Below are 23,331 nucleotides of genomic sequence, written 5' to 3' on the forward strand. Positions count from 1 at the left end.
ACCAAGACATGTCCGCCCAGCCTTCCAGCAACGTCCTTCCCCGCATCGGCCACTACATCGCCGGCAAGCCCTATGCAGGTACGCCCGCTGGCTTCGCGCCCGTCTACGATCCGGCACGTGGCGTTCCCGCCGCCGAGGTGGATCTCGCTTCCGTCGCCGATGTCGACACCGCCGTGCGCGCCGCGCACGCCGCTTTCCCCGCCTGGTCGCAGACACCGCCGCTCAAGCGCGCCCGCGTGATGTTCCGCTTCAAGGAGATGATCGAACGCGACATGGACCGGCTCGCCCGCGTGATCGTCGCCGAGCATGGCAAGGTGCTGTCCGATGCCAAGGGCGAACTGGTGCGCGGCCTCGAGGTGGTGGAGTACGCGTGCGGCATACCCGAGTTGCTCAAGGGTGAATACACCGAGCAGATCGCCAATGGCATCGATGCGTGGACGATGCGCCAGGCCCTTGGTGTCTGCGCCGGCATCACGCCCTTCAATTTTCCCGCGATGGTCCCGATGTGGATGTTCCCCATGGCGGTGGCCTGCGGAAACACCTTCGTTCTCAAGCCGTCCGAACGCGATCCGTCGCTCGCCGTCGAGCTGGCGAAGCTGCTCAAGGAAGCCGGCTTGCCCGACGGCGTGTTCAACGTGGTACACGGCGACAAGACCGCGGTGGACGCGCTGCTGGATCATGATCTCGTTCGCGCGGTGAGCTTCGTCGGCTCCACCCCGATCGCGGAATACATTTATGCGCGCGGTTGCGCGACGGGCAAGCGCGTACAAGCATTGGGTGGTGCGAAGAACCATATGATCGTCATGCCCGACGCCGACCTGGACAAGACCGCCGATGCCTTGATGGGAGCCGGCTATGGCGCGGCGGGCGAGCGCTGCATGGCGATCTCCGTCGCCGTCGCGGTCGGCGAAGCGACGGCCGATGCGCTGGTCGCGAAGCTCGCGCCGCGCGTGCGGGCGCTGCGCATCGGCAACGGCATGGATGAAAAGGTGGAGATGGGCCCCGTCGTCACCGGCGTTCACCGCGACCGCATCACCGGCTACATCGACGATGGCGTGGCGTCGGGTGCCGAGTTGGTCGTCGACGGGCGCGGCTACCAGGTTGCCGGTTGCGAGCAAGGATTCTTCGTCGGCGGCACATTGTTCGATCGCGTGACGCCGTCCATGCGCATCTACAAGGAAGAGATATTCGGGCCCGTTCTGTGCGTGGTACGCGTTCCCGATTTCGCCGGCGCGTTGAAGCTCGTGGACGAACATGAATTCGGCAACGGTACCGCGATCTTCACGCGTGATGGACACGTGGCTCGGGAATTCGCGCACCGTGTCCAGGTGGGGATGATCGGCATCAACGTTCCCATTCCGGTACCGATGGCCTTCCATAGTTTCGGTGGATGGAAGAAGAGCCTGATGGGAGACCACCACGCTCACGGCCCGGAATCCGTGCGCTTTTACACAAGACAGAAGGCCGTTACACAGCGTTGGCTGAACCACGATGAAAGCGCTGGCGCCGAATTTGCGATGCCCACCCATTAGTACGACAAAAACACTATGATGCGGCGGTTGAACGCACGGGGAGCATTGTGCGTTGCAACTTAGATAATCAAAAGCCAAGTACGAAAAAGCATAATTTTTATTCAGGGAGAAGGGTACATGCGCAATCAATTCAAAAAGCGTCCCCTTGCCGGGCTGGTGCTCGCGTGCCTCGCGTTCGGTGCCACCACGGCACATGCGCAAGATGATTCGATGAGGTCCGACCCCAGCCCCATGGCGAGCAGCAAATACCTGTTCGGCGATTGGGGCGGTGAACGCACGCGTCTCGAAGACAAGGGCATCTCGTTCGACTTCGGTTACGGTTTCGAAGCCGCGCACAACTATTCCGGCGGCGATCGCAACATCACCCGCTATACCGACCAGTGGAAGTTCGGCAGCGCGTTCGACCTGCAGAAGCTGTGGGGCTGGACCGGGGCCACGTTCAAGATCGTCATCACCGATCGCAACGGCCGCAACATCGGTGCCGACGCGAACATCGGCAACAACCAGCTGATCCAGGAAGTGTACGGACGCGGCCAGACCTGGCACCTGACCGTGTTTTCGCTGGAACAGAAGTTCTTCAACGACCGCCTGACCTGGAAGCTCGGCCGCCTGCCGGTTGGCGAGGACATCAACCAGTTCTCGTGCGACTTCCAGAACCTGACCTTCTGCGGCGCGCAGCCGGGTAACATCGTCGGCGACTACTGGGTCAACTGGCCGACCAGCCAGTGGGCCACGGTGCTGAAGCTGGACACCACGAAGAACACCTTCGTGCAGATCGCCGCGTACCAGATGAATCCGAAGTACGTCGACGATTCGTACCAGCGCCACAACGGCCTGAAGCCGAACTTCCCAAGCGGCACCACCGGCGCGCTCATTCCGCTGGAGTTCGGTTGGAAGCCGATGGTGAACGGCCTGCCGGGCTCGTACCGCGCGGGCGTCTGGTACAACACCTCCAAGGGCGACGACCTATACCTGAACGAAGATCGCCAGCCGCTCGCGGTCGCCGGCGGCGATCCGCTGCAGCACGATTCTCGCAAGGGTGCGTGGATCACGTTCCAGCAGCAGGTGACCGGCGAGGCCGGGGGCAAGGGCGCCACCGTGTTCCTGAATGTCACGTCGGCGGATCATGCCACCTCCGCGACGAACAACCAGATCGCACTCGGCGTGGAGTACAAGGGCATCTTCGATCGCCCGAACGACTTCGTCGGCGCGGCGCTCGGTGGTTCGCACGCCAACGGTTACGCCGCGAAGAACCAGCGCCTGTTCAACGCGACGCATCCGGGCCAGGAAGGCATCATCAACGACGGCTACGAGAAGGTGGCCGAAGTGTTCTACAGCTGGTCGCCGATTCCCTCGATCGCGATCCGTCCGAACCTTCAGTACATCAAGGATCCGGGCGGCAGCAAGCAGAACGACGATGCATTCGTGCTGGGCCTGAAGACGAGCGTGGCGTTCTAACGACGCGCTCATCCTGGCAAGGCGTTTGCTGGAAATGTGGAGGCCCGGGGAAACCCGGGCCTTCTTCGTTTCCCGCTATCGCCGCTGAAGCGGCTCCCACATAAAGCCCAGCGGGCCATGGACGATTACGGGGTTCATGTGGGAGCCGCTTCAGCGACGATTCCCTCACCCGTCATTTTCCGCCGACGCATGGAGTTCAAAGGTCTCGTCGCCTTCATCCACCACCAACCGCATCACGATGGGGCGGCAGCACACCTGGCAATCCTCGATATACGTCTGACTGCCTGCCGAGGTATCGACGGCGACTTCGATGGTCTCCCCACAATAGGGGCAGGCGATGTCGGTGAAATTGAACATGGTCTCTCGCTCCGTTGGCATCGCCGACAGGGTCGGCTCCCACCAAAGCCGATGCAAGCCAACCCTGGATTGAGCCTTCGATGGGCCGATGCCCTGATGGGGCCCGACCCCGTCGGCGATTCGGTTCGCTGTATCCTATCCCGCTGCGGCAAACGAGACTTGTACCCATGATCGATCTTGTCGGCTTCGACGGCGACGACACCCTCTGGCGCAGCCAGGAGTTCTACGACCAGGCCCAGGAGGCGTTCGAAGCCATCCTCAGCCGCTACGTGGACCTCACCGCCAAGGGCCTCCGCGATGCCCTGCTGGCCACCGAGCGCGGCAATATCGCCCTGTTCGGCTACGGCGCGAAGGGCATGGCGCTGTCGATGATCGAATCGGCGATCGAACTGACCGATGGCCGTATCGAGGCACGCGACATCCACCGCATCGTGCGCCTGGGCAAGGACGTGCTTTCCCATCCCGTGGAGCTCCTGCCCGGCATCCGCGACGCCGTGGAAGCCGTGGCGGCGAAGCACCGCGTCGTCCTGATCACCAAGGGCGACCTGTTCCACCAGGAATACAAGGTCGCCCGCAGCGGACTCGCGGACATCTTCCATCGCATCGAAATCGTTTCGGAAAAGGACCCGGCGGCGTATGCCCGGTTGTTCGGCGAATTCGAGGTGGGACCGGACCGGTTCGCCATGGTGGGCAACTCATTGAAGTCGGACATCGTCCCCGTGGTCGAGCTTGGAGGATGGGGTGTATACATGCCTTATCACAGCACCTGGGCCCACGAACTGGTGACGGAGTTCGCCATGACCGAGCGAGTGATCGAAGTGGCCGACGCCAGCGGTATCGCGGCTGCGATCGAGCAGATGCAGGGGGCGTGATGGCATGGGACCGCGGTCACGACGCCCGCGGTCCACGTTTCTTTCGCACGGCCCCCACGAAGCTTGCACCCGGGCGAGACGGAGGTAGCGGCATGCATTCGAGGTTGCACCTGGCCTGGCGCGTGGTCCGGACCACGGCGAGAGGTTTCAGTGACGATGAACTGATGACCCGTGCCGCGGCGCTGGCCTTCTACTCGGCGCTGTCGTTCGCTCCACTGCTGGTCCTCCTGCTCTGGATCGTGGCCTCGCTGCGGCCGGAATGGCAGGCGCAGTTGATCGACAGCCTCAACGGGCTGGTCGGCCCACGAGCCTCGGACGCGGTCCGGCTGGTGATCGACAACGCCAGGCAGCGTCCCAGCGTCGGCAGCATGGCGGGCGTGATCGGCCTGGGCGTCACCCTGGCCGGCGCTTCGGCGGTCTTTGCGCAATTGCAGGGCGCGCTGAACCGGGTCTGGAGCCTCCAGCCCCGCCCCGGATCGACCAGGGGTGCCATCCTCGGCTGGCTGCGGGCGCGCATGCATGCATTGGGCCTGCTGCTCTCGCTGGCCTTCCTGCTGGTGATCTCGTTTTCCGCCAGCGCGCTGATCGCCGTGTTCGTGCGCGGTGGGACCACCGGCTGGCAAATCCTGGAGATCGCGATCTCTCTGGCCGTGTTCGTCTTGATCTTCGGTGCGATCTACAAGGTGTTGCCGGACGCGGTCATCGAATGGCGTGACGCGATGATCGGCGCGACGCTGACCGCCCTGCTCTTCGCCGTGGGCAAGTTCGCCATCGCCATCTACCTGGACCGCAGCAACGTGGGGGGCCCTTATGGCCCCGCGGGCGGCGTCGTCGTCCTGCTGGTCTGGGTCTACTACTCGGCCCTGATCCTGCTGCTGGGCGCCGAACTGACGGAAGCCGTGGCCGAGGAGCGCGGCACGCCGATTAAACCGCGGCCATATGCGATGTCGACGCGGGCGCCTCAAACGCCCCGGATTGACCCCTCCGTCACGAAGCCGGCGGTATCCCTGAGGGCCACCGAGAAGGAGGACCTGACATGAAGACCCACCTGCTCGCCGTCGCCGCGATCGCCATCGCCGGCACGGCCGCCGTTTCCACGCCGCCTGCCCAGGCCCAGGCCCGGCGGAGCCAGCACCAGGTCTGCGAGAACGTCCGGGTGAAGCAGATCAACTCCAAGGACGATAACCGCCTGATCGGCACGGGCGTTGGCGCCGTGGCAGGTGGCCTCATCGGCAACCAGGTCGGCGGCGGCAAGGGCAAGACCCTGGCCACGGTGGCTGGCGCGGTGGGCGGCGGCTACGCCGGTAACCGTATCCAGAAGAGCCACCAGGACAAGAATGCCTCGTACACCACGGAGCGCCGTTGCCGCTGGGTGGACGACTGAGCGTCGCGGGGGTGTAAGCGGACGGCGGTGGCGCCGGTCTCATGGAAAGGGCGCCCTGGCGCCCTTTCCCGCTTCCGGAGGTTGTATGCGTACCGATCCCGATCGTCGTCGTTTCCTCGGCGTGCTGGCCGCCACGGCGGCCGCGTCGATTTCCCTGCCTTTCGTCCTGCGCGCCACACGCCCGGCGATGGCGGCCGACGCGCCTGCCCCCAAGGGCGGCAATGTGACGCTGGACTGTTTCGCCAACGACAAGAAGCCGCTGGGGACCTGCGTCGAACCCCGCATCGTCCTCACTGACGAGCAGTGGAAGGCGAAGCTGAGCAGCAAGTCCTATTACGTCACACGCCACGATGGCACCGAGCCGGCCTACACCGGCGATGGCTGGGATCGCCACGACAACGGCATATATCGGTGCATCTGTTGCGACACGGCCCTCTACGACTCGGCGACCAAGTTCGATTCCGGTACCGGTTGGCCGAGCTTCTACCAGCCGATCTCGAAGCGGAACATCACCGGGAAGACCGATCGCAGCTTGATCGAGGAGCGGACCGCCGTGAACTGCGCGCGGTGCGATGCGCACCTGGGTCACGTGTTCGACGATGGTCCCGATCCGACCGGGCTACGCTATTGCATGAACGCGGCGGCGATGCGCTTCGTCGCTTACGCGGCCTAGCCGGGGGCGGTAATCGCCGCTGAAGCGGCTCCCACAGCCTGCCTGGTGGGAACTGCGCCTTCCGGGGAGACCGTACAAAAAACCCCGCCATTTAGGCGGGGTTTTCGGCTCAACCGCCCGGGGGCGCCATCGGTGTCAGCTCGAATTCCTTCGGAGGCGTTTCGCCCTTGAGGTAGCGCACGAAGTAATCCCAGCGTCGGCGCGTCATGTACTGCGTGGCTGCGCCATAGCCATGGTGGGCGTTGGGAATCATGACGAGGTCGAAGTCCTTGTTGGCCTTGATCAGCGCTTCCACCACCAGCAGGGTCTCGTAGGGCGGCACGTTGTCATCGGACGTGCCGTGGGCGAGCATCAGATGGCCCTTCAGGCCCGATGCCCACTTCTGGTTAGCCTGGTCGTCGTAGTTCGACTTGCCGTCCTTGTCGGTGACCAGCAGGCCCTGCCACTTCTCGGCCCAATCGTCTTCGTAGTTGCGGTTGTCGTGATTGCCCGATTCCGAGATGCCGACCTTGAACACGTCGGCGTAGCGGAACATGGCGGTAGCGGTGGCGTTGCCGCCGCCGGAATGACCCCAGATACCGACGCGATCGCCGTCGAGCCAGGAGTACTTCTGCACCAACTGCTTCACCGCCGCGACCTGGTCGGGCAGCGTATTGTCGCCGATGTTCTTGAAGTAGGCGTCGTGGAAGGCCTTCGAGCGCCACGGCGTACCCATGCCATCCACGGCCACCACGACGAAGCCCAATTCGGCCAACGCCTGGTTGTCACCGTGCGAGGGAATGAAGCTGCGCGTGCGCACCGAACCGGTCTGCGGACCCGGGTAGATGTAGACCACGAGCGGATACTTCTTCGACGGATCGAAATTCGTCGGCTTGAACATCTGGCCGTAGAGGTCGGTCTTGCCGTCGCGCGCCTTCACCGTGAACGCGGTGGGCGGCACCCAACCCTTGGCCTTGAGGCGCGAAATGTCGGCGCGGGCGATCTCCTTCACCGTGGCCCCGGTATCGGAGCGGCGCACCACCGCGACCGGCGGCGTGTCGATCGTCGAATACGAATCGAAGAAGTACGTGCCGTCCTTCGACATCGACACGCTGTGATCGGCGTTCTCGGGCGTGAGAAGGGTCAAACCCTTGCCGTCGAAACCGACCTTGTAGAACTGCTGGTAATACGGGTCGACGCCCTTCTCGCGACCGACGCCACGGAACCAGATCGTCTTCGTCTTCGGGTCGACATGCAGCACCTGGGTGACGTTCCAGTCGCCCTTGGTGATCTGCTGCTCGAGCTTGCCGGTCTTGAGGCTGTACATGTACAGGTGGCCCCAGTTGCTCCGCTCGGAGAACCAGATCACCTGGTCTGTCTCTGGCACGTACTGCCAGTTGGCCATGTCGTTGCCGCCTTCGAAATAGGTCTTCGCCTTTTCGTCGAACACGGTACGGACGTCACCGGTTTCCGGGTTGGCCACGCGGAACCATTCATGCGTATGGTCGCGCGCGGTGGATACGAAGGCGACGCTCTTGCCATCGGCAGCCCAACGCACGTCGTCCCACACACCCGGACTGCACGAGACGTCGTCGCAGATCGTCGAGCGGTGCTGGTCGGGCGGCATCTTGAAGCGGACGACCTTCTTCGTCGGCACGTCGATCACGACGCGCTCGATCATCGTCACGTCCTTGTCGCCCGGCAACGGATACTTCCAGGTATCGACCTTGGGGTGCCCGACGTTGACGCCGACCAGGGTCATTTCGCCGGTCTTGCGCTGGTCCTGCTGGAAGGTGGCGATCTTCTTCGAGTCAGGAGACCAGACGAGGATGGCCTCGTCGGTGTGCTTCCAACCCGCGTTGTCGGTGGCGTAGCCGTAGTCCTTGACGCCATCGGTGGTCAGCTGTGTTTCCGTACCCGTAGCGATATCCCGCACCCAGAGGTTCCAGTCGCGGATGAAGGCCTCGGACTTGCCGTCCGGCGACTTCAGGCCGGGCTCGTCGCCGTAGGCCTTGCCGTTCGCGTCCTTCTTCACCGCGGCGAGTTCGCACTTGCCGACAGCCTTGTCACAAACGTACCGCTTGCCATGCGAAGTGATGTCCAGGCCATCGTCCGGGCGGACGACGAAGCCGGTGACGGGCAGCTTTGCCGCGTCGACCTTCTTGCCGGTCGCGGCGGAGAGGGCCGCGGCCACCTTGTCGCGATCGAATGCGCGCGTGGCCTCGCCGGTGGCGGCGTCCACCTTCATGAACTGGTCGCCATCCTTGTCGTGGTCGCGATACCAGAAGTGGCCATCGTCGATCCAGGTCACGCGCTGGACCGAGTGGTCCACCAGCGGCATGGTGTTGTTGGCGAGGAACGAGTCCGCGCGCCGGTAATCGTCCGTGGTGACGGTCTGCGCCGAGGCGGAGGCCCCGATCAGGCCGAGGAGGACGGCGCCGGAAAGCGCCGCGTTGCGTGTGATCGACATCGGTGGTCCCCGTGACGGCAGGGCGGCGCGGAAAGCGCCGCAAACCGGACGAGGCTAGCCCCCGGCGGCCCACGGGGCCTATGCCAGAGGTCATGGGTGGGCTACGCGTTGTGCGGCCCGGCCCGGAAACGCCGGCCCTGGCGCTCCACCATCTTCAGGGCGAGGCCGTCCGGCATCAGCTTGAACAGGCCCTTGATGACCCTGTTCACCCCGCCGTTCACGTACACGGCCTTGCCCGCCTCCACCGCGTCCAGCCCTTGCCTGGCGACAGTCTGCGCATCCATCCACATGAAGCCGGGCATCTTCGAAACCAATTCCCTGGAACCGGTGACATCGTGGAATTCGGAATAGGTGAAGCCAGGACAAACCGCGGTCGTGTGCACGCCCGTGCCCTTGCCTTCCAGCGCCAGCGACTGCGAGAACTTGATCAGGTAGGCCTTCGACGCCGCATACAGCGTGTGTCCGGCGGAACCGGGCACGTGGCCGGCGAGCGAGGCGACGTTGACGATCCGGCCATAGCCACGCGCCTTCATGCCCGGCAACAAGCGGTATGCCAATTCGGTGGGGGCCGTCATCAATACCTGGATGAACGCCGCATGCGTCGGCCACGGCTGCTCGTCGAAATAGCCGGTGACGCCGTAACCGGCGTTGTTCACCAGCACATCGATCGACAAGCCCTGGGCGTCGAGCGCCGCCACCAGCGCCTCCGGGCCGTCCCGCCGGGCGAGATCCAGCGGCGCGACGATGGCCTCGATGGCATGGCGTTCACGCAGTTCCTTGGCCAGCGCTTCGAGGCGGTCGGCCCGGCGTGCCGTCAGCACGAGGTCATGGCCGCGGCGCGCGAGTTCGCGGGCGAAAGCCTCGCCGATCCCTGCCGATGCACCCGTGACCAGGGCGCGACGATTGGATGTCATGGATGCTCTCCCGTGCAACCTGTGTGAGCAGGAGTATGCACCGGCGAAGCATGAACGAAAGGAGGCCGTCGTCACCGGCGCGACGTGGCTTTCACGCTTTCGTGCACCCCCGGGCCGCGAAGCTCGTGTTCCCCACGAACGATCCTTCCGATCACGAGGAGTCCACGACCATGACAAGCACCGACCACGACATCAAGGTTCTCAACACCCTGATCGAAACCACCATCGACAGCGCCGAAGGCTATGGCGAAGCGGCGAAAGATGCCGGAAATACCCGCTATGCCGCCTCGTTCCAGCAACGCGCGGCCGAGCGCCGCCAGCTGGCGCATCGCTTGCAGCAGCAGGTCAGTTCGCTCGGCGGCAAGCCGGAGGACGACGGTTCCGTGCTGGCCAAGGCGCACCGCATGTTCGTGGAACTGCGCGCGAAGATGAGTTCCAGGGATGACACCGCCATCGTCGACGAGGTCGAGCGTGGCGAAGACCACATCAAGGCGAAGTACGAGCATGCCTTGGAAGACAACGACGTGACCGCAGGCACACGCTCACTGATCAACGAAGCCTACGCCACGGTGAAGAGCGGGCACGACCAGATGCGCGACCTCAAGCACGCCCTGCACGGTTCGACGCACTGATCCAGAGCCACTCCGTCACGGAGTGGCTTGGGTGGCGGCCTGCTCGATCAGCGCCGCCACCTCTTTCGGGCGCGACTGATAGACCGAGTGGCTCGCGCCCTCCACCTCGATCGTGTGGCTCTTCGCACGCTTGGCGTACATGCGCTCCAGGTCCGGGTTGATGATCTTGTCGGCCGTCGCCACGGCGTACCAACTCGGCTTGTCCTTCCAGGCGGGATGACCGGCCGGCGTGTCGAACACCGATGCCGCCGTGAAACCCTGGGCGTTCGCCTCGAAGGTGGCCTGCTGCAGCGGAAGGTCGGCGGCGAAGTCGGCGGGGTATTTCGCGGGATCGAGATAAAGGAAACCGTCCGCTGTTTTCTTGATGTCCTTGGTCTTGCTGGTGGCGCTGGGGAAGCGCTTGCCGTTGGCCACCTCGGTCTCCCCTTGGTCGAGCGCGTGCGCGGCGATATAGACCAAGCCCACCACCTTCGGATCGTTGCCTACATCGGTGATGATCGCGCCGCCATAGCTATGTCCCACGAGGATGGTCGGGCCGTCCTGCATGTCGACGATACGCTTGACGGCGGTCACGTCATCGGCGAACGAAGTCAGGGGGTGCTCGGCGACCGACACGTGATAGCCGTTCTTCACCAGGATGTCGTAGACCGGCTTCCAGCCACTGCCGTTCGCCCACGCGCCGTGAACCAGGACGACGTTTCGCACGGGAGTTGCCGCGATGGCGGAACCGCCGGCCAGCACGCCTCCGAAGAGGATCGCGGCGGAGAGGAGCAGGGTCGCGCCTTTCTTGCTGTTCATCGGGATAAGGCCTTGGGGAAGGAAATCCAGAGAGAGCAAGCGCAGCCCGCCCGGTGATGCCGATTTTGGCTCTATCGGCGTGGCGGTATTGGCGAACCTTGCGCCGAAAGACAAAAACCTATGATTTCTTATGGGTATTTGGGTTGGCAGCGCACACGCCGACAGCGATGACTCGAATGTAAATCTCCATGTCCTGACAGATTACTGAGAGCGTCGGTGACTGTAGCGAATCTTCGGAAGAACGGACGATTGCCGCGCATCGTTCGATCGATGCGACCAGATCGATTCATTCGCCGGAGATATAAAAATGAAAAACACGACCACGATAATGCAAGCATTATATGCAACCATCCTTTGCGGTGCTGCAATCATTTTGCCCATCGAGCGTTCCCTCGCGGCACAACCGGGGAATGAAACACTGACAGATGCCGGGCCTGCCGAGGATTCGACCCAGCTTACCGCCAATCATCGCGCCTCCCTGGAGCCGATCTTGCGGGGATTACTGCAGGCTCAGGTCGACGCGCAGGAACGCATACCAGGGCAGGCACCCGTTATCGTGGTGAGCAAGGTTTCCTTCAATGATTCCGGTGATGAGCTTGTAGTTGAGCTTGGAAAAGGCTACGTACCTACGTACTACGGCGGTAATTTCGAAGATCACATCCACGCACTGGCTAACAATGTATATGCTTACATGGAAAAAATCGGTCCACTTCGCAGCGTGGACTTCACCTTCGAAGGAAGGGACATTCTCGACTACTTCCCCTACGAAAGGGGGCTCAAAGAACAAGCGGATATGTCGCAACAAGACGCGCTATTTCATCGAGCTAATGCCGGAAACAGCCGCGTATTTGTCTCAGGCGGTCATGGGTACTATTTCCATAAAAAGTACGGCTGGACCACGCAGAGATCATTGATAAATGGAATCATCGAAGATTTCGCGACACCGGCATTTGCCGCCTCATTGAATACCTATTTAAGTTCCCGCAGCGGTGCGGAGGTCTTCCGGGCTCGCTCTCTGTCGAGAGAACGGCGTGCTGAAAGCGACAAACCGTGGGCTGACATGGCGAGTCGTTACTTCCTCAAAGACATGCTTCCGGATGCCCCTGAAATATGGAATAGCAAGCCCGGTGAGGGCGGTGACATGGAAGAGTACAACCAAGACATCAGGAGTCGCCCGTTGTACGCGAATCATCTCGGGGTGGATGCCGCCATTCATCTTCATACCAACGCGGATACTTCGCCCGAAACAAGGGGCATTCGCGTCTTTTATACGAAAGGAAGGCAGGCGGACGAGCGCCTTGCGACCACAGCGCTGTGCTACATCAAAGAGAGCTTGCAATCCAACCCTTCTTTTGAAGACTTTCCTGTTGGGTCCATGCCCAGCATGGGCCGATATGGCGAGAACACTTATGCGACGCGACCAAGCATCGTTGCAGAGATCGGCTTTCACACTAACAAAGAGGACGCCGCAGCAATCGGAAACTACGTTTTCCGCGATCTCACGATGCGGGGACTTGAGAAGGGGTACCGCATGTTTCGCGAAGGTCGAGGATGCGAAGAGTTTACTGTCACCCACCCTGAAGTGAGTCTAGTCTCGGAGACACCAGTGAAAATAGACGTGGTGTTCAGTGGAGCTCCAAGGTTTCCCGTTAAGTACGCGATGATTGTCACGGAGTGTTCGCCCGACATTACTTGCACCCCACGATATGGCAAGTTCGAGGACTCGGCTGCGCCATTGACCATTCGCTATGACTGCATGGCAATGAAAGACCAATCCTTCACCACCAAGTGGGATGCCTTCTTTACTGATGCAGATGGCGTCAAGGCAAAAACGCCCGTTGCTATGACGTGTAAGCCTAAAGGCTAAGCATGGCGGTTGAGACAATGCCGCATCCATAAAGCGGCGGAAGCATTTGCACCAGTCTTCAAGGTTAGAACATGCAAAAAGCCCCTACATAAACAGGGGCTTACAATTGCAACCGTTACAAATCGATCGCAGGTGGAATCTAGAACGGAATATCGTCGTCGTCGAAACCTTCGTTGGCCGGCGGAGCCGAACGCTGCGGGGCGTTGCCACCTCGCGGCTGGCCATAATCGTCGCCACCACGCGCACCACCACCGAAGTTGCCGCGTTGCTGTCCACCGCCGCCACCCGCGCCGCCGCCGAAATTGCCGCGGGATTGCTGCTGCGGGCGAGTGCCGCCCTGACCACCGGCAAAACCGCCGCCTTCACCGCCGCCCTGGCCACCGAGCATCTGCATCTCGTTGGCGATGATGTCGGTCGAATAGCGTTCGACGCCATCCTTGTCGGTGTACTTGTCGGTGCGCAGCGAGCCTTCGATGTAGACCTGGCGACCCTTCTTCAGGTATTCGCCCGCGATTTCCGCGAGCTTGCCGAAGAGTTTCACCCGGTGCCATTCGGTGCGCTCTTGCTTCTCGCCGGACTGTTTGTCCGTCCAGGCTTCGGACGTGGCGATGCGCAAGGACGTGATCGCCGTGCCGCTACCGGTGTAACGGGTTTCCGGATCCGCGCCGAGATTGCCGACGATGATGACCTTGTTGATGCCGCGTGCCATGGATTTCCCTCGTATGCGTGTCTTTCCCGCCCATGATAGCGAGCCAGCACGGAGGCGGGGGCTTGCAGGGTCGGACCGGTTAGTTTGGTCGAAGGGCGCGCGGAGGGCAAACCGCAGGTGACGGCGGAGCCCGGTGCACGCCGTAGGGCCGGAGCTCACTCCCACTGGATCTGGACCAGGGCCGTGGCAACGGCGTCCCCGGCTTTGAGCGGGCCCACGCGTACATAGCGGGCCTGGAAGGCAAGCGCCGGAATACCTCCCGCCCAGCTGAATTCCACGGGCGAGGAGCCATCAGGCGGCAGGGGCTGGCCGTCCGCTGTACGCATCTCGATGGCCACCCCCTGGGCTCCGCCCACGGGGGCGATATAACGAGGATCGGCCGGGTGGGCCGCGGCACGCATCGTGACGCTGGCCTTGGTCGCGCCTACGCAGTCCACCCCCGTGAAGCTGGTCCCACGCCAACGGCTGCCGTCGCCCACGGCACCCAACTCGGAGGCAGCCACCGTGTCCAGGTCGATCCGGACACGGCTGAGCGCGAGACCACAGGAAGGGGTCACCGCCCCCTGCACCTCGAAATCGAGGCGATCGTCGGCGTGGACGACGGCAGCCGTGCTCATGGCGAGGGCCGTGGCCGTCAAAAGGCATTCCCGGGCGAGCATCCTGGTCTTGTTCATTTGCATACTCCAATGTGCCGGACATCGCCGGCGGCGGTTTTCGTCGTGGTAAGCAACTGCAGGTCGCACCCGTCCCCGGTTCCCTCCCAGCGCACCGTCCAGTGGTCGCCAGCGTCCGTCCCGCGTAGGAAAACACGGCCCGCCTGGCCGATAACACCCACGGAACGACCCGCGCCATCGACCACTTCGGCCGCAAATGGCAGGGGAGTCCCATCGGCAAAAGCCGCGGTCACAAGGAAGGTGGTAGCCACATCCGTCGCGAATGGAACGAGGACCACGGCACCCGATGTCGGTGCCACGCGCCGATGGGTAGAAGCCAGGGCAACGTCCAGCGACAGGCCCGAAGGGTCGAGATCGACGCTGTTCCAGCGGAAGGGGGTGAGGTGGGAAACGACGGCATGTCCGCTGCGGTCGATACGAATGCCCGGGCCAGCTCCCACACGGGCTCCCCGTGCTCCCCGAGCCCGAACCAGGGCGGTCGCCTCTCCGAGGCGTTGCGCGAACGAGATGCCGCCTGCATGGAACACGACGCCTCCCGCTGCCGAAAGGGAGCCTCCCCGCGCGGTATCGGTGCGCTCGATGCTCGCGGATACCTCCCCCATCGGCAGCACCTTGGTCAAGGATGCGTCGAGCCGCTGCCCTTCGTGACGGTGCCCGGCCAGCGCCGCGCCGTACAGCATCGTCCCGTCGTCACCCACGCTTCCGCTAACGCCGATACGAGCGCCACCCGAATGCTCGCCGAGCAGCGATGCATGCAAGTTCGTCGAAGACGCTGGCGTACCGAGTGGCACGGAGAGTGTCCATTGTCCCGTCGTATCGTGACGTGATCTGCGCAGGGAGATATCCATCGTGGCGTGCCGCCAACCGCGAGTCCACGACATCGCGTGGTCGACTGTCGTACCTCCGTCACGCTTTCGCGAGACGTGACTGATGCTCATGCTCAGTGAACCGTGCTCGTTGCCGAGATCCCGCTGCGCGACCAGGTCGGTCCGGCGCATCGATGCAAGGCGGCTCCTGGCATTGGGCGGCATGGGCAAAGACGTTTCCCGCCCATGCGCCACGCTGAGCGAGACCAGCGTCCCGTCACGCCATTGTTTGCCGTGGCGCAGGCGCCACAACCTTCCATCCTGGCCATTCTGGAATGCGGAATGGGTGATATCCATGGCGAGGGCCCCCGCCAGGGTATCGACCGCCGCGCCCAACACTACCGACGTCTGGCCGGGCCATTGACGCCAGCCGGTATACATCGTGGTGTCGTGTGGAAATCCATGCCGCCAACTCGCCTGGAACAGCGCCACGGCACGTCCACGACCCAGCAGAGCCTGACCGGCACTGAACGCGTAGCCCGTATGCCCTTCGCCCAGAAGTTCGGGCACGGGGAAAAAAGGTATGCGGAAGGTCCGGTGGACGCCATCGCTTTCAAGGACGTCCACCTCGATGTCGCCGCCACGCCCCGCAGCGTGGAAATCGTCGATCACGAAGGCTCCCGGCGGAACAGTCAGCTCGCGCAGCAGCATGCCGTTCTGCGTCACCCTGACCGTCGCATGGCTGGCTGCCGTTCCCGCTACCCGCGGCGTATAGCCGGCCGATGCGTCGACGGACATGCGTGCGTCGCTGGCGACACTGAGCCCGCGCAGTCGCAAAGGTGTGAACAGATCGTCGGCTGGCGCGATGTCACCCATGCGCAGCTGCGATCGCCACGCTCCCAACTGCCGTTCCACGAATCCGTATCGGCCACGGTAGCGCCGCCCCGACCATGCACCGGCATGGCGCACGCGCCAGGCACCGAGGTTCAAGCCGGCGTCGGCGCCTACGAAAGCCGAGGTACGGCGGCGATTCGCGGAAGACGCGTGGCGAACGTTCGTACGCCATGCAAGCAGTCCTGCGTCGATACCCTGATCCCATTGAGCGGGCGGAACCGCTGCACTGGCACGGCGCGTCATCGCCGCCTGCGGCACTTCGATGTAAAGGCGCTGCTCGCCGATATCGAGACGCGACGTAGCGGCATCGATGCGCTCGCCGATCGATCGACAAGGGTCATCCGAAGGCATGGCCGGTACGTCCGAAGAGAGGCCGAATGACAAGAGTTCGTCATGCGCGATACATGGCGTGGCGTCCGCACGACCCGTCTTCGACTCGAACCGGACATTCTTGCGTACCTGCCATTCGCCGTTCATCCATATGTCCACTTCGTAGCTCCCCGGAAGCACGGGATTGCCGCGTGAGTAACGCGACAGGTCGAGTGTCGAACGCTCTTCCACGGGAAGGAATGCCGCATCGAATTCCACCTCGGGCGTTTCTTGCGCATGGGCAGCACATCCCACGGCAAGGCATCCGGCGAAAGCGAGGCTCCACGAGACCACGAAGCGTGACGACAAACCCTCACGGCATCGCCCGTTGACGACAACCGGCATGCGCACACTCCCTGCTCACCGGACCACCACCGCGGAACCACTGACAGTGGCTCCGAAATCGTTGATGGTCACGAAAGCGACCTTGGCGGTATCGAAGCCGGCCTTGTCCTTCGCCAGCGGAAACCCGAGCGACGCGCCTGGAGCCACCATCCCACCACCCAACGGCACGGTCGAATCGCTCTCCTTGCCCACATGCAAGTCGACTGCATTGAAGGAGACGTGATAGGGCGAAGGATTCACGACCTTTAGCGATGACCCGTCCGCACCATGCTCGATCGACCACTGCAAGGTCGCCGGCGCGCGGTCCGGTGACGACGGAAGGCCCTTCGGCCGATGGAAGAGCTTCAAGCGATGGCGGAACGCGAGTTGCAGCACGTTCTTGCCTTCCACGTCCGACGCCTTGGGTGGGATTTCCAATACGTTGAGCCAGTAGAGAACTTCCTTATCGGGGGGCATGTCGTCGCCCACGTGCACGATGCGCAAGGCATGACCGTTGCCGGGATCGATCCGGAATACGGGCGGCGTGATGGCGAACGGTGCCTGCGCATTCGTGGGCGTGGAGCGCTCGTCGCCGTCGTCGACCCAAACCTGGACCAGCGCCGGGTCGCCGCCCTTGTTCTCCAGGCGCAGCGATACGTCGCGGGCCTGTGCGGGGAAGACCACTCGTGTACCGCCGATGACGACGGCTGCATTCGCCGCCGACATGCCACACAGTGCCAGGACGATGGTCAAGATCGTCGGCCTCGTTCGAAACATGGGGAATCCTTCGTCTGGCTTCCATGAGCCGACCGGGCACGACGGCCCGGCCGGCAACCACTGCACGGGTTGCTTTTAGTCGTAAACAACCTGGAAGCCGACCCTGGAGGCGGCCGTACCGCCCTTGACACCGCCCATACTGTAGTAGCGTGCGATCAGACCGATTTCGGCGACGTGGTCCGTGACCTTCACGCCCTGGGAGTCCTCGGTGTACATGTTGATGGGCGTCCCGTCCTGGTTCGCCATCTGGATCTGCACGTTCGTGGCCGCGGTGTCGCCAGGGTCGACATTGAGACGGCCCGTGGTGCGATCCAGCGCGGGGCTGGCGGGATCGAAACGGATCTTCGCGGTGATGTCGTTGGCGCATTCCTCGTTGCCGCCAATACGGATGACGAAACCACGGTCCCCGGCCGTATCGCCCAGGTTGGCCAGCGCACCCGCGCTGATGCTGCCCAGGGCCACGGCCTTCGTCGCCGCGCCGCCACCAGGAGGTTTTCCCTCCACCTGGCACGTGGTGGCGACGATGCGGCCGGTGATGTCGATGATGCCGTCGTTCGCTGCTCGGGAACGAGGGGCGGAAACGATGAGGACCGTGGCGAGCAAGGCGATGGCGCTACGTTTTCTGTACATGGCGGCTTCCTGGAAAAGGGATGGCGTGCCGGCGCTGAGACCGCCGGCGCGCACAGAAAGTCTGCGTATCCCACCCCCCCGTAGCGATACGTAAATTCTGAAAAAATGCCGTTTCAGCGGCATTCCGCGGACCCGCCCGATGGTGGTCGTGAGCGCTCAACCGCAGCCCGTGCAGGTGAAGGACGATGCATGCCCTCTCCGACCCGGAATGAGGGTGCCCCGGGCCGTGGACGCGGAATGGGCCGGGCTGCCCCTATAATGTGATCCACCTGCCGCACACGACCCTGGTCCATGTCATCCATCGCCGCTCGTTCCACCCCCCTCGATTTCGCTGGCGTCCGCGCCCTGGCGGCGGAAGACATGAAGGAGGTCGATGCACTGATCCGCCACCGGCTCTCGTCGGATGTCGTCCTGATCAACCGCATCGCGGATCACATCATCGCCGGTGGTGGCAAGCGCCTTCGCCCGATGCTCCACGTGCTGGCGGCGCGCGCCGCGGGCTATCACGGGCAGCAGCACGCCAAGCTGGCGGCGATCGTCGAATTCATCCATACCTCCACCCTGCTGCACGACGACGTGGTCGACGAGTCCGACATGCGTCGCGGGCGCAAGACGGCGAATGCGCTCTGGGGCAACGCCGCCAGTGTGCTGGTGGGCGACTTCCTCTACTCGCGCTCGTTCCAGCTGATGGTGGAACTGGACGACATGCGGATCATGCGCATCCTCGCCGACACCACCAACACCATCGCCGAAGGCGAGGTGCTGCAACTGCTGAACATCGGCAACGCCGATGTCGACGAAAACGCGTATCTCGCCGTGATCGAAAGGAAGACGGCCGTGCTCTTCGCGGCGGCCACCGAACTCGGCGGCGTACTGGGCGGCTTGCCGGAAACGCAGGTCGCCGCGCTGCGCCGTTATGGCATGGAACTCGGCTACGCCTTCCAGATCGCCGACGACCTGCTCGACTACGTGTCCGATGCGGAGACGCTCGGCAAGAACATCGGAGACGATCTTGCCGAAGGCAAGCCCACCCTGCCGTTGATCTACGCGATGCAGGTGGCGGACGCCGACCAGCTGAAATCGCTGCGTCACGCGATCGAGCATGGCGGGCTCGATTCGCTGGATCGCATCGTCGCCGCCATACGCGACTCCGGCGCGATCGAGCGCACGCACGAGAAAGCGGTGGCTCACGCCACGGCGGCGCGCGAGGCGCTCGCCGAGCTGCCCGCGTCCGGTTACCGGGACGCGCTCTCGGCACTGGCCGACTACTCGGTCGAAAGGCGGTTCTAGAAAGCCCCGCTCAGCCAGGACCGCATGGCGGCGTACGCACGGCCGGCGACTTTCGCGTCGTAACGGCAGTTGCCCGTCGCGGCTGTCGCTTCCTTCTCGGTGAAGCAGTGCACCGCGCCGCCGAAGTCCTCGGAGGCCCAGTCCACCTTCGCGTCACGCATCTCCGCCTCGAACGCGGCGCGCTGCTCGGCGGGGACGTTGGCATCGTCGGCACCATTGAGCGCCAGCACTTTCGCGCGGATGTTCGACGCGAGCTTCGGATCGTCGGTCGAGAGGAGGCCGTGGAAGCTGACCACCGCGGCGACGTCCGCACCGGCACGGGCCAGGTCGAGCACGGCCGAGCCACCGAAACAGAAGCCGATCGCGGCGAGCCTGGCCGGATCGATGGGTGCGTGCTTCGCCTGCGCCTTCAACTCTTCGAATGCCCGCGATACGCGAAGCCGCATCACCTTGCGATCGGCGTAGAGCGGCTTCACGGCGGCCAGCGCCTCGGCTTCCGATGCCGGCCGCGTGCCACCGCCATACATGTCGGTCAACAGGATCACGTAGTCCTTGCCCGCGATCTCCTTCGCCTTGGCCACCGCCATGTCGTTCACGCCGAACCAGTTGGGCACCATGAGCAGGCCCGGCCGCTTGGTCGCGACGGCATCGTCATACACGAGGAAACTCTTATAGGTCACCCCCTGGTCGGTCCATTGCACCGGCTTGGCGACCATCGCCGCGGAGGCGGCACCCACGTGACCGAAGACCAGCAAGGACAAGGCAAGCAGCGAACGGCGCATCGGCGTGGCTCCCATGGAAGGTTCGCCAAGCATAGGCGTCCTCCCCCGGCGAGGGAATGTGGCAGCCTCCCTCAGAGCCCTGCCGCGTGCCTGGCCAGCTTTCGTTTCAGTGGCCCGAAAGCATCGAGCAGGCGGACCCCCGCGCCTCGCATGGCGACCAGCGGGGTGGCCTTCCATCCATAGACGCGTTCCAGGGCGTCGAACGACCAGGCATCGAGCCCGTCCGCGCTGCGGCGGCGGCGTGCATAACGGCGCAGCACGTGCGCGGCGGCGATATCGCGGCCCGCTTCGCGTGCCTCGACCAGGGTATCGCGAAGTTCGGCCACGTCGCGCAGGCCCAGGTTGACGCCCTGCCCCGCCAGCGGATGGACCGCATGGGCGGCATCGCCGAGAAGGACCAGCCGGTCGGCTTCATAGCGATCGGCGAGCTTCAGACGCAGGGGAAAGGCGGCGCGGCGACCGACCGCGCCGATGGGCCCCAGGCGGAAGTCGCTGGCCACGCCGAGGGCATCGCGGAAGCCGGCGTCATCGAGCGCCAGCACATGCGCCGCATCGGCATCCGGCAGCGACCAGACGATGGAGCTTCGCCCATCGGCGAGCGGCAAGAGCGCCAGCGGGCCCGTCGGCAGGAACCGCTGCCACGCCGTCCGCTCATGTGGACGCGCCGTCTCGACATGCGCCACCACGGCACGCTGGGCATAGTCGCGTCCATGCGTGCCGATACCCACCATCGCGCGCAACGGCGAATCCGCGCCATCCGCCGCGACGACCAAGCGGGCGCCAACGACCTGCCCATCGGCCAGGTCCAGTTGGGCCCGATCTTCGCGCGCCGCATACGCGACCACCTCGGCGGGAACGATACGGCGCACACCGGCGTCTTCCAACGCGTGCCAGAGCGACGCCTGCACGAGCCCGTTCTCCACGATGTAGCCAAGCACATCACGCCCTTCGTCGGCGGCGTCGAAACGGATCGTGGCGCCGTTCTCCGCATCCCATACGACCATGCGCTCGTAGGCCGACGCTCGCGCAACCTGGATGGATGTCCATACCCCCAGCGCATCGAGCAGGCCGATGGACGACGGGGCGAGCCCCACCACGCGCAGGTCCACTTCATCCGCGGCGGCCCAGGGAGCGGGTTCACGTGCATCGACCAGCGCCACCGAGAAACCGGCGCGAGCCAAGGCCAGCGCCGCCGCCGCGCCGACCATGCCACCACCCACCACGGCCACGTCGAGGAGACCACCGCTGCGCCGGCGCGAAGGCGCGCCGTTAGCCCGGGTATCGCTCACGGCGTCTTCTCCCGCACGGCGAAAGGTGCGTTCGCGCGGAACCCCATGCCGCGCCGGCTCAGCGCATGGCGCAGCGGCGGCACCCGATCGAGCGCAAGCATGGCAAGCGAACGCAGCGGCCCCAGCAAGGGCTGGTCCAGGCATGCCAGGCGTACGAGACCGTGGCTCATCGCCATCGTCCCCTCGCGATCGGGCGTGCGCCGGCGTACATATTCGTCAAGCAGGGTGGCGGCGCCCGGATCGTCGGCGGCCACCACCAGTTCGGCAAGGGTCAGCGCATCGCGCAGGCCGAGGTTGAATCCTTGTGCCCCGATGGGATGCACCGTCTGCGCTGCATTGCCGACCAGCACGGCGTGGGGCGCCGTCAGCGATTCCGCGGCGACCCGGCGAATCGGATAGGGCACGCGCTTGCCCGGGCGCCCCAGGCGCCCGAGACGCCAACCGAAGCGCTCTTGGGCGAGGGCCAGGAAGGCTTCATCCTCCATGGCCGCCACTTCGTCGGCCCGCCCGGCGGGGACGGTCAGAACCACGCCGATGCGCCGTTCGGCGAGCGGCAGGACCGCGACGGGCCCCTGATCGGTAAAACGCTCGAACGCGCGGCCCGCGGGGTCCCGTCCTGGCGTCATCGTGCTGACGAACAGGGCCTGCCCGTAGTCGTGCTCGCGGGTACCGATGCCCAACCGCGCGCGCACACCGGACGCCGTGCCATCCGCCCCGACCAACAGCGGTGTCGTCAGGCGACGCCGCTCCCCATTCGCTGCGATGGTGACCGCCCACCCACCCTCGACCGGCTCGATGGCCTCGACCCGTGCGGGCGCCAGGCGGGTCAGGTGGCGGCAGGTTTCCAGCCGCTGGAGCAAGGCCGCGCCCAGTTCCCGTGCCGGCAAGGTCCAACCGAGGGCGTCGACGCCCTCGGCGGCAGCGTCCATTCGAACGCTGCCGAAGTCGCCGGCTCGGCTCGTATGGATATGCGTGATCGGCGTGGCCCGGTGCCGGGCCAGGTCCCACACGCCAATGGCCTCCAGGCCATTCACGGTCGCACGGGCAAGGGCGAGATTGCGCTCGTCGTAGCTGGGCTGCTCGCCCACGCGCGGCGCGGATGCTTCGACAAGGACGGCGGGGCGGCCGGCGGTATCGAGCGCGATGGCGAGGCTGGCGCCGACCAGGCCGCCGCCGACGATGAGGATGGGTTCGGACGGGCTCATCCGCGGATCATACCCTCGCCGCGTGAAGGCGCCGATGCTGCGGCCCCCTGCCGCAGTGGCGATGAGCCCCGATAGAATGCGTGGATGGGCAACCGACTCTCGAAGATCTATACACGCACCGGCGACGACGGCAGCACCGGCCTGGGTGATGGCAGCCGCACCGGCAAGGATTCCCTCCGCGTCGGCGCCTATGGCACCGTGGACGAACTCAACAGCACGATCGGCATGGTCATGGCCTCCGATGGCGTGGACGACGACATCCGCGAGGCCCTGGTCCAGATACAACACGAGCTGTTCGACCTGGGCGGCGAACTGTGCATTCCGGGCATGGCGATGGTCCAGGCACGGGACATCGACCGGCTCGAGACGGTGCTCGATGCCTTCAACGCCGACCTTCCCGCGCTCAAGGACTTCATCCTGCCCGGTGGCGGCATGGCGGCCTCCACCTGTCACCTGGCCCGCACGGTCTGCCGCCGGGCCGAGCGCGAGGTGGTCGCCCTCGGCCGGGTCGAGGAGGTGCGTCCGGAAGCGCAGCGCTATCTGAACCGGCTTTCAGACTTGCTCTTCGTCATCGCCCGCGTCCTGGCCCGCCGCAGCGGCCACGGCGAGGTGCTCTGGCAGCACGAGCGCCGTCCGCGCAGCTGAT

22 protein-coding genes are annotated in these 23,331 nt (G+C 64.5%); 10 read left to right on the plus strand and 12 right to left on the minus strand.

All coding sequences use genetic code 11. The features are described from left to right. The first annotated feature begins 8 nt into the window (after positions 1-8). Positions 9-1,532, plus strand: coding sequence for a CoA-acylating methylmalonate-semialdehyde dehydrogenase (locus J2T07_RS14540; protein ID WP_306850831.1), 1,524 nt, complete (start codon positions 9-11; stop codon positions 1,530-1,532). Positions 1,533-1,649: 117 nt separating this feature from the next. After that, entirely contained in the window at positions 1,650-2,990 is a 1,341-nt protein-coding gene (locus tag J2T07_RS14545; RefSeq protein WP_306850832.1) for a carbohydrate porin, read from the plus strand. 165 nt (positions 2,991-3,155) lie between these two features. On the opposite strand, the gene J2T07_RS14550 is transcribed toward J2T07_RS14545, so the two are convergent. Continuing rightward, a complete protein-coding gene (locus J2T07_RS14550) occupies positions 3,156-3,347 on the minus strand; it encodes a CPXCG motif-containing cysteine-rich protein (protein ID WP_306850833.1) in 192 nt (63 codons plus the stop codon). 167 nt (positions 3,348-3,514) lie between these two features. Here J2T07_RS14550 and J2T07_RS14555 point away from each other — a divergent pair, with 167 nt between their 5' ends. The 4 genes from J2T07_RS14555 (at position 3,515) to msrB (ending at position 6,276) form a co-directional block, all read left to right on the plus strand. Then, positions 3,515-4,219 (plus strand): HAD family hydrolase, encoded by a 705-nt coding sequence (locus J2T07_RS14555; protein ID WP_306850834.1) that lies wholly within the window; start codon positions 3,515-3,517, stop codon positions 4,217-4,219. A gap of 92 nt (positions 4,220-4,311) precedes the next feature. Next, positions 4,312-5,259, plus strand: a complete 948-nt coding sequence (locus J2T07_RS14560) for a YihY/virulence factor BrkB family protein (protein ID WP_306850835.1) — start codon at positions 4,312-4,314, stop codon at positions 5,257-5,259. Then, on the plus strand, positions 5,256-5,603 hold the full coding sequence (locus J2T07_RS14565) for a glycine zipper 2TM domain-containing protein (RefSeq protein WP_306850836.1): 348 nt from the start codon (positions 5,256-5,258) through the stop codon (positions 5,601-5,603). Before J2T07_RS14560 ends, J2T07_RS14565 begins: the two co-directional genes overlap by 4 nt. An 85-nt stretch (positions 5,604-5,688) precedes the next feature. Then, a complete protein-coding gene (gene msrB / locus J2T07_RS14570) occupies positions 5,689-6,276 on the plus strand; it encodes a peptide-methionine (R)-S-oxide reductase MsrB (protein ID WP_306850837.1) in 588 nt (195 codons plus the stop codon). Between the two features lie 109 nt (positions 6,277-6,385). Here the strand turns inward: msrB and J2T07_RS14575 are convergent, their stop codons facing one another. Together J2T07_RS14575 and J2T07_RS14580 are read right to left on the minus strand one after the other, a co-directional pair. Beyond that, a complete protein-coding gene (locus tag J2T07_RS14575; protein WP_306850838.1) occupies positions 6,386-8,725 on the minus strand; it encodes a S9 family peptidase in 2,340 nt (779 codons plus the stop codon). 101 nt (positions 8,726-8,826) lie between these two features. Then, positions 8,827-9,639, minus strand: a complete 813-nt coding sequence (locus J2T07_RS14580; protein WP_306850839.1) for an SDR family NAD(P)-dependent oxidoreductase — start codon at positions 9,637-9,639, stop codon at positions 8,827-8,829. Positions 9,640-9,809: 170 nt separating this feature from the next. Here J2T07_RS14580 and J2T07_RS14585 point away from each other — a divergent pair, with 170 nt between their 5' ends. Further along, positions 9,810-10,271 carry a PA2169 family four-helix-bundle protein gene (locus J2T07_RS14585; RefSeq protein ID WP_306850840.1) on the plus strand — a complete coding sequence of 154 codons (462 nt, stop codon included), beginning with the start codon at positions 9,810-9,812 and terminating at the stop codon, positions 10,269-10,271. Between the two features lie 15 nt (positions 10,272-10,286). Here the strand turns inward: J2T07_RS14585 and J2T07_RS14590 are convergent, their stop codons facing one another. Beyond that, positions 10,287-11,069 (minus strand): alpha/beta hydrolase, encoded by a 783-nt coding sequence (locus J2T07_RS14590; protein WP_306850841.1) that lies wholly within the window; start codon positions 11,067-11,069, stop codon positions 10,287-10,289. A gap of 307 nt (positions 11,070-11,376) precedes the next feature. On the opposite strand from J2T07_RS14590, the gene J2T07_RS14595 reads away from it, so the two are divergent. Continuing rightward, positions 11,377-12,936: an N-acetylmuramoyl-L-alanine amidase gene (locus J2T07_RS14595; RefSeq protein ID WP_306850842.1), complete on the plus strand. Its 1,560-nt coding sequence runs from the start codon at positions 11,377-11,379 to the stop codon at positions 12,934-12,936. Between the two features lie 139 nt (positions 12,937-13,075). On the opposite strand, the gene ssb is transcribed toward J2T07_RS14595, so the two are convergent. The 5 genes from ssb to J2T07_RS14620 all read right to left on the minus strand — a co-directional run bounded on the left by ssb (position 13,076) and on the right by J2T07_RS14620 (position 18,119). Continuing rightward, entirely contained in the window at positions 13,076-13,645 is a 570-nt protein-coding gene (gene ssb / locus J2T07_RS14600) for a single-stranded DNA-binding protein (RefSeq protein ID WP_306850843.1), read from the minus strand. A 155-nt stretch (positions 13,646-13,800) separates the two neighbouring features. After that, entirely contained in the window at positions 13,801-14,319 is a 519-nt protein-coding gene (locus J2T07_RS14605; protein ID WP_306850844.1) for a fimbrial protein, read from the minus strand. Then, the gene (locus tag J2T07_RS14610) at positions 14,316-16,733 is read right to left on the minus strand and encodes a fimbria/pilus outer membrane usher protein (RefSeq protein WP_306850845.1); all 2,418 of its coding nucleotides are present in this window, start codon (positions 16,731-16,733) and stop codon (positions 14,316-14,318) included. The genes J2T07_RS14605 and J2T07_RS14610 overlap by 4 nt, the downstream gene beginning before the upstream one ends. A gap of 15 nt (positions 16,734-16,748) precedes the next feature. Next, complete coding sequence (locus tag J2T07_RS14615) at positions 16,749-17,489, minus strand: fimbrial biogenesis chaperone (RefSeq protein WP_306850846.1); 741 nt, start codon at positions 17,487-17,489, stop codon at positions 16,749-16,751. Positions 17,490-17,564: 75 nt separating this feature from the next. Continuing rightward, entirely contained in the window at positions 17,565-18,119 is a 555-nt protein-coding gene (locus J2T07_RS14620) for a fimbrial protein (RefSeq protein WP_306850847.1), read from the minus strand. A 291-nt stretch (positions 18,120-18,410) separates the two neighbouring features. On the opposite strand from J2T07_RS14620, the gene J2T07_RS14625 reads away from it, so the two are divergent. Next, positions 18,411-19,409 carry a polyprenyl synthetase family protein gene (locus J2T07_RS14625; RefSeq protein WP_306850848.1) on the plus strand — a complete coding sequence of 333 codons (999 nt, stop codon included), beginning with the start codon at positions 18,411-18,413 and terminating at the stop codon, positions 19,407-19,409. On the opposite strand, the gene J2T07_RS14630 is transcribed toward J2T07_RS14625, so the two are convergent. From J2T07_RS14630 to ubiH, 3 genes are all read right to left on the minus strand, one after another. After that, positions 19,406-20,191 carry a dienelactone hydrolase family protein gene (locus tag J2T07_RS14630; RefSeq protein ID WP_306850849.1) on the minus strand — a complete coding sequence of 262 codons (786 nt, stop codon included), beginning with the start codon at positions 20,189-20,191 and terminating at the stop codon, positions 19,406-19,408. The genes J2T07_RS14625 and J2T07_RS14630 overlap by 4 nt on opposite strands. A 71-nt stretch (positions 20,192-20,262) precedes the next feature. Next, positions 20,263-21,480: an FAD-dependent oxidoreductase gene (locus J2T07_RS14635; RefSeq protein WP_306850850.1), complete on the minus strand. Its 1,218-nt coding sequence runs from the start codon at positions 21,478-21,480 to the stop codon at positions 20,263-20,265. Then, positions 21,477-22,685 (minus strand): 2-octaprenyl-6-methoxyphenyl hydroxylase, encoded by a 1,209-nt coding sequence (ubiH, locus tag J2T07_RS14640; RefSeq protein ID WP_306850851.1) that lies wholly within the window; start codon positions 22,683-22,685, stop codon positions 21,477-21,479. Before ubiH ends, J2T07_RS14635 begins: the two co-directional genes overlap by 4 nt. A gap of 84 nt (positions 22,686-22,769) precedes the next feature. Here ubiH and J2T07_RS14645 point away from each other — a divergent pair, with 84 nt between their 5' ends. Next, positions 22,770-23,330 (plus strand): cob(I)yrinic acid a,c-diamide adenosyltransferase, encoded by a 561-nt coding sequence (locus J2T07_RS14645; RefSeq protein WP_306850852.1) that lies wholly within the window; start codon positions 22,770-22,772, stop codon positions 23,328-23,330. The last annotated feature ends 1 nt before the right edge of the window (position 23,331 follow it).

The organism is Luteibacter jiangsuensis (assembly GCF_030812295.1).
GTDB classification, from domain to species: domain Bacteria; phylum Pseudomonadota; class Gammaproteobacteria; order Xanthomonadales; family Rhodanobacteraceae; genus Luteibacter; species Luteibacter jiangsuensis_A.